Source organism: Candidatus Bandiella numerosa (assembly GCF_021811875.1).
In the GTDB taxonomy this organism is placed as follows: domain Bacteria; phylum Pseudomonadota; class Alphaproteobacteria; order Rickettsiales; family Midichloriaceae; genus Aquirickettsia; species Aquirickettsia numerosa_A.
The window spans coordinates 1-9,788 of record NZ_JAJBJD010000022.1; the positions used below are offsets into that span (position 1 = coordinate 1).

At 30.4% G+C, this 9,788-nt stretch carries 7 protein-coding genes; 6 read left to right on the plus strand and 1 reads right to left on the minus strand.

The features are described 5' to 3' along the window. Positions 1-273: 273 nt before the first annotated feature. Positions 274-558, minus strand: coding sequence for a hypothetical protein (locus L8D11_RS01585; protein WP_236869927.1), 285 nt, complete (start codon positions 556-558; stop codon positions 274-276). 149 nt (positions 559-707) lie between these two features. Here L8D11_RS01585 and rseP point away from each other — a divergent pair, with 149 nt between their 5' ends. The 6 genes from rseP (at position 708) to lpdA (ending at position 9,581) form a co-directional block, all read left to right on the plus strand. Then, positions 708-1,886 carry an RIP metalloprotease RseP gene (gene rseP, locus L8D11_RS01590; protein ID WP_236869928.1) on the plus strand — a complete coding sequence of 393 codons (1,179 nt, stop codon included), beginning with the start codon at positions 708-710 and terminating at the stop codon, positions 1,884-1,886. A 7-nt stretch (positions 1,887-1,893) separates the two neighbouring features. Further along, positions 1,894-4,272 (plus strand): outer membrane protein assembly factor BamA, encoded by a 2,379-nt coding sequence (gene bamA, locus L8D11_RS01595; protein WP_236869929.1) that lies wholly within the window; start codon positions 1,894-1,896, stop codon positions 4,270-4,272. A gap of 21 nt (positions 4,273-4,293) precedes the next feature. Then, on the plus strand, positions 4,294-4,854 hold the full coding sequence (locus L8D11_RS01600) for an OmpH/Skp family outer membrane protein (protein ID WP_236869930.1): 561 nt from the start codon (positions 4,294-4,296) through the stop codon (positions 4,852-4,854). Further along, positions 4,841-6,682 carry a peptidyl-prolyl cis-trans isomerase gene (locus L8D11_RS01605; RefSeq protein WP_236869931.1) on the plus strand — a complete coding sequence of 614 codons (1,842 nt, stop codon included), beginning with the start codon at positions 4,841-4,843 and terminating at the stop codon, positions 6,680-6,682. The genes L8D11_RS01600 and L8D11_RS01605 overlap by 14 nt, the downstream gene beginning before the upstream one ends. Before the next feature lie 192 nt (positions 6,683-6,874). Further along, complete coding sequence (locus L8D11_RS01610) at positions 6,875-8,155, plus strand: pyruvate dehydrogenase complex dihydrolipoamide acetyltransferase (protein ID WP_236869932.1); 1,281 nt, start codon at positions 6,875-6,877, stop codon at positions 8,153-8,155. 16 nt (positions 8,156-8,171) lie between these two features. After that, the gene (gene lpdA / locus L8D11_RS01615; RefSeq protein WP_236869933.1) at positions 8,172-9,581 is read left to right on the plus strand and encodes a dihydrolipoyl dehydrogenase; all 1,410 of its coding nucleotides are present in this window, start codon (positions 8,172-8,174) and stop codon (positions 9,579-9,581) included. Positions 9,582-9,788 lie beyond the last annotated feature (207 nt).

A 9,788-nucleotide genomic window follows, 5' to 3' on the forward strand; every position in this document is an offset into this window, starting at 1 on the left:
TATCCAAAGAGAGAATTTTCAAAAAGCTAAATTTATTTGGGATGAAGCTATCCAAGAGATAGCTGCTGCCTAAAATTTAAGGGTCAGGGTTGTGTTGCGGCCATATTTCCATTAACTTGACGGTGCCTTCTTGTGTCTTAAGTAAAACTCAATTTCAACACCAAATTTTGGTATGACATTAAATTTGTTTCTTAACAATGAGGTAACCTTTTCAATTTGGTTTCTAAAATCTTTCAAATCCAATAATGCCATGGTTATCCATAATATATAATATTAATTCTTCTTTAAATTTTCTGGTATACTCGGAACATCAGCAAGAGAATTTTTATTATCCTTATTATACACCTCCACAGCTTCCTTGGAACTAATAAAAGGATTTTTCGGTACCTTGATTTTATACCCTCCATTCATGATGAATTCATTATCTCTAGGAAAATGTTTATTTTTAAAATTTTTCTCAGTTGTTCCATAGCTTTTGCTTTTTTTTGAGCAACCATAAAACATCATTGGAAAAATTAATGTTATAAAAAGTACGTATTTTAATTTCACCTTATACATAATTCTAAATGGAAATTTTAATGTTTATCATAGTCTTATTAGGATTTTAAAGCTATCAAACTAAAAAGCAATTATTTGTTTGAAATTTTCAATTGTAAAATTACTCATTTGTTGATATCTAGTAGATTCAATAAATGTTTTGTATTTCAATGAAAGCTTTGTTTTGGCTATTAATAGTGATAGCACCCGTTTTGTTTATTATGTATACATCAGCAAAAGCTCTGTTTTGGTTCTTAGTGATTTTAACGCCAATTGTGTTTATTCATGAATTGGGACATTTTTTATTCGCTAGACTGTTTGGGGTAAAAATTGAGGTGTTTTCAATAGGATTTGGAAAGCCACTAATCAAGTGGAAAGATAGTAAGGACACTGTTTGGCAAATCGCCCTTATACCTCTTGGAGGTTACGTAAAAATGTTTGGCGATGAAGGTGCTGCTAGCACTCCAGATAAAGAAAAAATAAATAGTTTATCAGAAAAAGAAAAAAGTTTATCTTTTCATCATAAAAATTTATGGCAAAAATCTTTAATTGTTTTTGGCGGGCCGTTTGCCAATTATCTGCTGACAATTATCATTTTTATTATTTTATCAATGCATAGTGGGGTAAAGGAATTTAAACCTGAAGTTACTGGCCTACAACAAGACTCTCCAGCCCAAAAAGCCGGCTTAGAAGTGGGAGATTTAATTGTTGACGTTAATGGTGATAAAGTAGATTCCCCAGCTGATCTAAAGTTAAAATTGGATAAAAGTGAAAATATGAATATTGAAGTAGGAGTTATTCGCCAAAAATCCTATTTAACGGTAAACGTTGCGCCCAAGGAAGAAGAATATAAAAATATATTTGGTGAAATTGTTAAGTCACGCATGATAGGTGTTTATTTTGAAAAATTTACTCTTAGGAAAGTTGGGGTGACAGAGTCATTTATAAATTCCTTTTATCAAGTGGGGAATATGTCGTATATGTTCGTAAAAGCTATTTGGCAAATGATAACTTTGAAACGTGGAACGGAGGATATTGGAGGCCCCATAAAAATAGCTTTATACTCAGAGAGTATGGCAAATCAAGGATTGATGGCAATATTATATTTTGTTGCAATGATCTCACTTAATTTAGGTTTGATTAATTTGTTCCCTATACCTATGTTAGATGGAGGACACTTATTTTTTTATGGAGTAGAAGCAATAATTAGGAGACCAATCAATCATAAGGTTCAAGTTATTTGTTTTAAAATTGGCTTTTTTATACTGATAGGATTAATGTCGATAGCTTTTTGGAATGACCTAAAGGCCATCGAATTCTTTAATAAATTAAAATTATTATTAGGCTGAAAATATTATGTATTTAGTTAGAAATTTTATTTTTATAATTGTTTTTTCACTTCAATTCTTGAATGTTATTGCGTCTGAAAATGTTCAAAAAATTGAGGTAATAGGCAATAAGAGAGTTCCTACAGATACCATTTTATACTATCTAGATTTTAAAATAGGGGATAAAGCTACTAAAGAAAATATTGATAACTCAGTTAAAAATTTATACTCCCAAGGTTTTTTTTCTGACATATCGATTAAACAAAGTGCAAAAAATGTTATAACTATCAAAATCGAAGAAAATCCTGTAATCAGAAAAATTACCATTGAGGGCAGTAAAAAATTGAAAGCTGCTACAATTGAGAAAGAATTGCAAGTTAAAGAAGGTAATATCTATTCGAAGTTTCAATTAGATAGTGATGTTAAAAGAATAGAGTCTACGTATAAAAAAATGGGTTATTTTGCTACTTCTGCTCAATCAACGATAAAAATGCGAGGGCAAGATTCAGTTGATGTTACGATTTTTATTAATGAAGGAGAAAAGCCAAAAATCAAAAAAATAATTTTTTATGGCAATACTAAATTCTCTCAAAAAGATTTATTAAAAATCATTGCCTCAAAAGAAGCGGCTTGGTATAGGTTGTTTTCTTCGAGTGATTTATACGACCAAGATAGGATTATGTTGGATAAAGATTTACTCAAGCAACATTATATGCAAGAAGGATATGCTAATTTTAAAGTTTTGTCTTCAACCTCTGAAATTACTCCTAATGGCGAGTCGTTTTTGTTAACATACATTATTACTGAAGGTGAGAGGTTTAATTTTGGTAAATCATCAATTGATTGTCAAATAAAAGATATTGACGCAACTGAATTGAAAAAATTCATCGATTACAAAGAAGGGGAAATATTTAATGAATCTTTAATCGACAAAACTGTGTATCAAATTACATCATCTATGGGAAATAAGGGTTATACTTTTATAGATGTTGATTATAATTTGGAGAAGGATGAAAAAAATAAAATAGTGAATATCAGATACACTGTCAACGAAACTGCAAAATATTTTGTCAAGAATATTAATATTATTGGCAACACAAGAACCTTGGATAGAGTTATCAGAAGGGAATTAAAAATCTATGAAGGTGACCCGTTTAATTTATCAAAAATTCAAAGGTCTAAACAAAAAGTTGCCAATTTGGGTTATTTTAGCTCAGTTGAGTTTGAGAACAAGCAAACTTCTGAATTTGATAAATTAGATTTGGATATTAAAGTAAAAGAGACATCTACTGGATCTATGCGTTTTGCAATTGGGTATAACACTGCTTCAGGTGCGATTGGTTCAACAACATTATCTGAATATAACTTTTTAGGTAAGGGGCAAATAGTAGAATTTGATTTTAGTAAAGCTAAAAAAAGCTCTGATATATCTTTTAGTTTTACTGAGCCAAAGTTTATGGATCGTAACTTAGCGGTTGGCTTTGATATTTTTACAACATCTCAAGATAAATCAGATCAAAGCTCTTTTAGTGCTAAAAGCAAGGGGTTAACTCTTAGGACTGGTTATGATATTAACGAGTACTTGTATCATAATATTAATTATTCTATCAAAAATGAGAAATCTGATAAGAGCAAAGATGCATCAATATTTTTAAAGGCTCAACCAAATAAGACACGCGTGTCCTACATTGGTCATTCAATTACATATGATAAATTAAATAGCAGAATTAGCCCTACAAAAGGATACATGGTTAAAATTACGCAAAATTTTGCCGGTGTTGGTGGTAATGTAAAATATTTGCAACACCAACTGTATACGAGTTATTTTAAACCACTGTATAAAGAAAATATTATTTTAAATTTAATAGGAAGAGCTGGTAATATCCGTGGCATTGGTGGTAATAATGTTAACATTAACGATAGCTTTTTTGTTGGAGAGGATTATATCAGGGGGTTTGACGTATCAGGGATAGGTCCAAGGGTTAAAAAATACACAGGAAATGATGACCAAGCATCACTTGGAGGCAATACTTTTTTCGCAGGCACAGCTGAAATACAATTCCCTTTAGGTCTGCCTGAAGAATTTGGGATGAAAGGAGCTGTTTTCAGTGATTTCGGTACTTTATTTGACACTGATGCAGCAAAATATAAATGCGAAGGTAAAGATTGTGGATGTGATTCTGGTGTAAATGATAAAAAAATCAGTTCTAAGCCTTTATGTGAAGGAGGAAGATTAAATTCTGACTACATTGATACAAGCAAGAAAATTAGAGCATCTTATGGCGTTGGTTTGGTATGGGATTCACCTCTTGGCTTTATCAGATTAGATTATGGCACGCCATTCACAAAAGAATCGTTTGACAAGACCTCAAGAGTAAGGTTTAGTATTGGAACAAACTTTTATTAATTATATTTTTTGGAGTATAAAATGAAATTTTTAAGATTTCTGCCAGTATTTTTTTTAGTGTCTTGTATAACCTTCATAAACAACGTTTCTGCCCAAACTAAAATTGGAGTAATTGATACTAACAAAATAGTTGAAAAATGCACTGCATATGTGCAAGCAAAAAAAGTGATAGAAGATGAATTTAGTAAATCTGAAAAAGAAGCAGGAGAAATGCAAGAAAAATTTTCTAAAAGGGCTGAGGATTTGGAGAATAAGAAAAATATAATGTCAGCAAAAGAATACAATAAAAAAAGAGAAGAATTGAATAAGGAAGCGCAAATTTTACAAAAAAAGTTTTATGATAAAAGGATCAATCTTGACAAGGAATTTAATAATATTAATAAAACTCTTAATGATAGCTTAACAGACATTGTTAAAAATTTATCAGAGAAAAACCATATAACTGTTACTTTAGATAAGGGAATGGTATTTTATAGCGATGAATCTACGGAAATTACAGATGAGGTGATATCCGAAGTAAATAAAAGACTAAAATCAATTGACGTAAATTTACCTCAAAGCAAAGACAGTGATTCAAAATAAGTTACTTAGAAATTTTGTAAAATTTTTACTCTTAGTATTAATATTAGCATTTGCTTTTAGTAGCTTAAGAGATGTTTTCGTCAAAAAAGAATTAACATATGCATTGAAAATTGCAGATGTTGAATATTCTTTTGCCTATGTTAATAAAATATTTCAAGAAGCCATTAAGGAGTCTAAAATAAAACATGGCAGGGATTTATCACAAAATGACACAAGTAAATTGAAGAGCGAGATATTAGAGAATATTGTTGACAGTATTTTGATTTTACTAGAAGCGAGAAGATTGGGCATAGTTGCTAATGATAATATGGTAAAAAAAGAGATTTTAAAAATCCCCATATTTTTTAAAAACGGTAAATTTGACAAAAATATATTTGAGCAGGTGATTAAGCAGTATGGGGTGTCTGAACAGGGATTTATCGATAAATTAAAGGAGGATGTAATTAGGGCTACGTTTGTCGATTCGATATCTGCGAATAAATCTGTTATTCCAGGTTTAACAGAAGTTATATTAGAAGATGTGTTGCAAACTAGAGAGCTGGAATTAGTAAAAATCCCATTTTCTGCTTTTAAAATACCTACTAGACCTGAAGATTCAGAGCTAAAACATATTTATGAAGAAAATAAATCAAAATTTAAGATTCCAGAAAAACGCAAAGTAGAATATGTGACAATTTCTTCAGAACTATTTGAAGAGCAATCTAATGAAGTGGCTGAGGCAAAATTAAGAAAAATTTATGAGGAGAAGAGCTTTTTATTTGTAGAATCAGAAAAACGAGATGTTAAACAAATTCAATTTAGCTCCTTAAATAATGCTAATAAAGCACGAGAAGAAATTATTAAAGGTGTAGATTTTGCGGAAATTGCAAAAAAATATGCTCCAAATTTTAATAGCTATAATCTAGGAATTATCACAGAAAAAGACTTTGATGACGACATATCAGGAAAACTTTTTAACCTTAAAGTAGGTGGTATTAGTGAAATAATTGAAACACCCCTAGGATTATATATTTTTAAAATAGAAAAAATAATTCCGGAAAAAAAGAAGAGCTTTGATGAAGTTAAAGATTTACTAAAAAAAGAATATTTAAAAGATCTTAAGTTTAATAATTTTTTGAACAGCATAAAAAAGATTCAAACTGAACTAAAACAAGGAAAAACATTAGAAGTAATCGCTAAGGATTATAATCAAAAATTGAGTTTGGCAGAAATTATCAATTCTGTTGATGAAAACGGTGATATAACTCATATTAAGTCATTTGTTGAAAATTCTTTTAATACTAAATTAAATCAGCAAAGTGAAATATTTCCAATTGATTCAGATAAATTCTGTATCCTCAGAATAATTGGAATAACTCCAGAAAAAAATCAAGAGCTTGATGAATTAAAACCTCAATTAAAACAAATTTGGTATAGCAAGGAATTAAGCTCATTTATAAATCAAATTAAAATTTCTGAAAAAGAGAAGTTGGATTCAGAAGCTAATACAAAGCTTATTGATTTTTCGAACATTCAGCTATCTAAAATTAAACTTTCAAGCAGTAAATTTGATAATGAAATACCGTTAGATTTTCACAAAGTAATTTTTGAATCAAAAATTAACTATTATACAAAACCCTTTATTGACTATGTTCATGAAGAGGTGTTATTGGCTAAACCCACTAAGGTTGATTTACCATCTAAAGAAGAGATTGAAAAACATAGGTTATTATACGATTCGCAAGTTAATCAAATTGAACAAGAAATAATTTTAATGGATATCTTGAAGAAATTAAAAGACAAATTTAATGTTGTTGTAAATCATAAAATTTTTGATCATAGCTTTTAGGTATTCCTGTTAAGAATATTTGGTTGTATAAGTTTTACATTTGAAATGTAGTTGTTGAACCTATTTATTTTGAATTAAAATGCGCTAAGGGTATAATGGGTGATCAGAAAATCTGTAAATTCATTATTTAATTGGAGAAATGCGTTATAATATGCTAATGTAGCTTATGTTAAATACATTTTTAATACGTTTATGGTGATAGAAGTTTTAATGCCGGCGCTGTCCCCTACAATGAAAGAGGGAAATTTAGCTAAGTGGCTTAAAAATGAAGGTGATACAGTTGAAGCAGGTGATGTTATAGCTGAAATAGAAACAGATAAGGCTATAATGGAAGTGGAAGCGGTAGATGAAGGAATTTTAGCGAAAATATTGATAGAAGCTGGAACAAAAAATGTTAAAGTTAATGATTTAATTGCAATTGTCTCAGAAGAGGGAGAAAATATAAAAGATGCTATAGGCAAAATTCAAAATTCTTCTGTTAAAAAGGAGCATGCAGTTCAAAATATTAAAACAGAAATATCTGAGCATATTGACACTAAAAAAGAAGATGAAACACTTAATCAAAATGAAGCAAAAAATAAGGTAGAAGATGAGTCAAATAGGGTTTTTGCATCTCCTTTAGCAAAAAGGATTGCCGAACAAGAAAATATAAATATAAGTAATATACGGGGTTCTGGACCGAGAGGAAGGATAGTTAAATCAGATGTTGAAAATGCTATTATGCATAGCTCACGTCAAAGTTTTGAGACTAATATTATACCAAATCGTAATTTAGAAATACCTGTGACTAATATGAGGAAAATTATAGCTGAAAGATTAGTTGAATCAAAACAGCAAGTTCCTCATTTTTACTTAGATATAGAGTGTTTTGTTGATAAGATTTTGGATTTTAGGGCAGATATTAACTCTTCTGCCAAATTAGATGAAAATGGTAAATCTGAGTTTAAAATTTCTATTAATGACATGCTGATCAAAGCATGTGCATTAGCGCTGTTTAAAAATCCCAAAGTTAACTCTGCCTGGTATGGAGATAAAATAGTTCAATTTGGCAATGTGGATATTTCTGTTGCAGTAGCTATTGATGATGGTTTGATGACTCCTATAGTGAAAAATGCAAATCAAAAAAGTTTGATTCAAATATCGAATGAGATAAAAGAACTTGCGAAAAAAGCGAAGTCTCAGAAATTAAAACCTGAAGAATATCAGGGAGGAAGTTTTACTATATCAAATCTTGGAATGTATTCAATCAAGTCCTTTTATGCCATAATTAATCCTCCGCAGTCGTGTATTTTATCAATAGGAGGCACCAGAGAAATACCAGCATATGGTAAAGATGGTAATTTGGAGAAAAAACAGGTTATGAATGTTTCATTATCCTGTGATCATAGAGTTGTTGATGGTGCAACTGCTGCAATTTTCTTAAGTACATTTAAACATTTTGTTGAAAATCCATCATTAATGCTTTGTTATTAACTTTTAGGAAAACTATATGCAAAACAACTTTGAATATGATGTTTTAGTTCTTGGCTCAGGTCCTGGAGGTTATGTAGCAGCAATTAAAGCATCTCAGTTAGGCTTAAAGACAGCTATTATTGAAAAAGAAAGCCTGGGTGGAGTTTGTCTTAATTGGGGGTGTATACCAACAAAAGCATTACTTCGTACGGCAGAAATATTACACTATATAAAAAACTCAGAAGAATTTGGGATTAAATGTGAAGGATATAAAGTTGATTTTGAAAAAGTTATTGCAAGATCAAGAGAAATATCAAATAGCCTTTCAGGCGGAATTAAACACTTGCTTAATAAAAATAAGATTTCGATAATTGAAGGGTATGGAAGATTTTTGGATAAAAACTGTATTGAAGTATCAAAGGATAATAAATCTTTCAAGATAACTGGAAAGAATATTGTTATTGCAACAGGGGCAAAGGCAAAATTTTTAAAAGGGTTGTCGCCTAAAGAGAGCGAGATGATTATGGGATATAGGCAGGCGTTAATGCCTAATAAATTACCTAAAAAGCTTTTGGTAATCGGTAGTGGTGCTATAGGAGTTGAATTTGCAAGTTTTTACAACGCCTTGGGAGTAGATGTTACAATTCTTGAGGTTGCAGATAGAATTTTGATCAATGAAGATAAGGAAATTTCAGAATTTGCTAAAAAAGCATTTGAAAATCATGGAATTAAAATTTTGATATCTGCAGAAATTAAAAAATTCACCATAAACAAAAGTGATATTAATTTTGAAATTAGAAGCAAATCAAAAGACAGCACTGCTTCATATGATGCAGTGATTTCTGCAGTAGGAGTTAGCGCAAATATCGAAGATATTGGCTTGGAGAAAATCAATGTAAGTATTTCTGATAAAAAATATATAGTTACGAATGAATATTTACAAACTAACGAAAAAAATATTTATGCCATAGGAGATGTTGTTTCTCCTCCATGGCTTGCGCATAAAGCAAGTCATGAGGGTGTTATAAGCGCTGAAGTTATTGCGGGTAAAAAACCTAAACCAATTAACCCTTTGAACATTCCAGGGTGTACCTATTGTCACCCACAAATTGCAAGTGTTGGATTAACTCAAATAAAGGCAGAAAGCGAATTTGGTAAAGATAATATTAATATTGGAAATTTTCCATTAACTGCAAATGGCAAAGCCTTAGCATTAGGCGATTCCAATGGGTTCATTAAAACTATATTTCACAAAAAAACAGGGGAATTATTAGGTGCGCATATGATCGGAGCAGAGGTTACAGAAATGATATATGGTCTTGTTCTAACCAAACAACTTGAAGGAACTGAGTTAGATTTAATACACACTATATTCCCACACCCTACGATATCAGAAGCAATACATGAATCAGTTTTAAATGCTTTTGGAAAAAGCATCCATATTTAAATTTTTTATGCGCCTCGGTAATATATTTGAGTTGATTGAAGGTAATCTTTAGTGGGATGAAATAAATGCACAAACAAAATTGGAAGCATAAATATTAGATAGCGTTAAGCAACTTTTAGAATCAACTCATTGTCAATATTTGCTTCATAAAGATTCCACTCATTAGAGGACATAGTCGCTTTAATCTGCAAAACATTGTGTGCATTC

Coding starts and splice junctions, on each gene's coding strand:
- L8D11_RS01585 (WP_236869927.1), bottom strand. CDS start 558: ATGTATAAGGTGAAATTAAAATACGTACTTTTTATAACATTAATTTTT.
- rseP (WP_236869928.1), top strand. CDS start 708: ATGAAAGCTTTGTTTTGGCTATTAATAGTGATAGCACCCGTTTTGTTT.
- bamA (WP_236869929.1), top strand. CDS start 1,894: ATGTATTTAGTTAGAAATTTTATTTTTATAATTGTTTTTTCACTTCAA.
- L8D11_RS01600 (WP_236869930.1), top strand. CDS start 4,294: ATGAAATTTTTAAGATTTCTGCCAGTATTTTTTTTAGTGTCTTGTATA.
- L8D11_RS01610 (WP_236869932.1), top strand. CDS start 6,875: ATGGTGATAGAAGTTTTAATGCCGGCGCTGTCCCCTACAATGAAAGAG.
- lpdA (WP_236869933.1), top strand. CDS start 8,172: ATGCAAAACAACTTTGAATATGATGTTTTAGTTCTTGGCTCAGGTCCT.